Genomic DNA, 1,810 nt, shown 5'->3' on the forward strand with positions numbered 1-1,810 from the left:
GCCGTGCCGGGACCGATGGTCCGAGTTGATCATTCGGAAGCAGTATGAGTCGGTTTTTTTTCGCGGGACACGCGGCCCCCGCGAGAGGAGTCGTCGCTGGCGCCCCATTCTCCTCACCTCGCCCCGCTTGCGGGGAGAGGTCGCGAGTGGAGCGAGCGGGTGAGGGGGACTTCCGGCGAAAACTCGAAATCCGTGATCGGCAGCGTCCACCCTACCCCGTGCAGCGGCGGTTGGAGGCGGCGTCGGTGCCGGTGCTCGAGCGGCACTGGCAGCGCGGCGGGCGCTCGAACAGCGACACCGTCACGGTGGTGATGCGGTCCTTCTCGATCACCACCTCGCACAGAAGCCGCGGCTCGCCGGACGACGCGATGCCGAGCTTGTGGGTGCCGACCGACTGGCGCAGCACCGCGGTGCCCTTCTTGAGCGGCTCGAGCTTTTCCGAATCGAGATAGAGCGTCGCCTGGGTGGACGGGCCGACCGGCACGGTGCGGATCTCGACATAGCCGGTGCCGCCGTCGAGCCGGCAGCCCGTGATCACCAGTCCCACGAGCAGCACGGCGGCCACCGCGTAAGAACGTGCCGCGGCCCTGCCCGTGCGGCAGAAAAAAAAGAATCCCCCCATCCGCATTCCTCACACTCCGGGCGGCTTCAAGCCCCCGATCAGCCCCTTGAGCTTGGAGGAGGCGTCGCGGATTTCGCGGGTGAGGTCGCGGATCACCTGGAGCGCCTCGGAGGCACGGCGCACCTGCATCAGCTCGTCGATGAAGTCCTCGCGGGTCTGCAGCGTGCGCAACAGGTCGGCGAACTCTTTTCGGGCGCTCTCGAGGTCCTCGGTCGCCCGCTCGGTCTCGGTGATCAGGCGGCGCCACTGGTCGAGCAGAAACTCCTTCTCCTCGGGCTTGAAGCGGGCGTCGCCCTCGATCGCCTTCAGCTTGCCGCGGGCGTGCGCCAGCGCCTTGGCGCCGAGCTGGGAGACGGTGCCGTTGTCGGACACCTCGCCGAGCAGGCCGGCGACGATGCCGCGCAGCTCCTCGATCTCCTTCTGCGCCTGATCGACATTGCTCATCTGGTCGATCGACTTGGCGCTCTCCTCGATGCGCTTGGAGAGGTCGGGATAGCTCTTCTTCAGCTCCTCGACCTGCTTGGCGTATTCCTCGACCGGCGTGATGGCGTCGCCGCCGTCGGCCGGCCGAGTCTGGCTCTGGCTCTGGGCGAGCACCGGGCCGCCGGCGAGCACCGCCGCGAGAAGCGCGACGGCGACCACGACGAGCGGGCGCGTGCGGACGAGGGCAGCAGCGATCAGGGGCATGGCGCGGCCTGCGGTTTCGGCGGTGGGCGAACGGGTTCGAACGCGAAGCATCGGCGAAACTGGGGCGGAACTGCGGCCCGCGCAACCCCGAACACGGCGAGGCCCGCGCGAAATCCGCGCGAGGCGGCCGTCGTGCGGGGGAAACCGCCTTCGGCCGGCGGTCTCAGCCGATCTCGTCGGCCCGCGCCCCGGCCCGCGCCCCGATGCGGGCCTCGCTCCGTGCCTCGATCCGCGTCGCCGTCCGCATCTTGGCCCGGCTCCGCTCGAGCGGCGGGAAGGCGAGCAGCGCCCCCACCAGCGCCAGCGCGCAGCCGACCAAGATGTCCTCCAGCCGCTCGACGATCAGCGCGCTCGCCGAGCGCGGATCGGGCAGCGCGAGCCGGAAGGCGATCAAGAGCAGCACCGCGATCAGCGCCGTCTGCAGCCAGAACCGGCGCGGGAACTGCAGCGGCACCAAGGGCGCGATCGCCAGCAGAGCGAGCACCAGCGGCACCGGCGTCA

General features: G+C 70.1%; 3 protein-coding genes. All 3 read right to left on the bottom strand.

Annotated features, from left to right (window positions below; translation table 11 throughout):
• Positions 1–211 precede the first annotated feature (211 nt).
• Positions 212–556 carry a hypothetical protein gene (locus A33M_RS21670; RefSeq protein ID WP_157223623.1) on the bottom strand — a complete coding sequence of 115 codons (345 nt, stop codon included), beginning with the start codon at positions 554–556 and terminating at the stop codon, positions 212–214.
• Positions 557–631: 75 nt separating this feature from the next.
• Complete coding sequence (locus A33M_RS21675; protein ID WP_008392098.1) at positions 632–1,309, bottom strand: hypothetical protein; 678 nt, start codon at positions 1,307–1,309, stop codon at positions 632–634.
• 163 nt (positions 1,310–1,472) lie between these two features.
• Positions 1,473–1,810 (bottom strand): FUSC family protein (locus A33M_RS21680; RefSeq protein WP_040622593.1); only part of this gene is annotated, 338 nt, incomplete at its 5' end.

The organism is Rhodovulum sp. PH10, assembly GCF_000293785.1.
GTDB lineage: Bacteria > Pseudomonadota > Alphaproteobacteria > Rhizobiales > Xanthobacteraceae > Rhodoplanes.

What these genes read in the sequence shown, in the direction of transcription:
- A33M_RS21675 (WP_008392098.1), bottom strand. Translation starts at nt 1,309, where the DNA reads ATGCCCCTGATCGCTGCTGCCCTCGTCCGCACGCGCCCGCTCGTCGTG.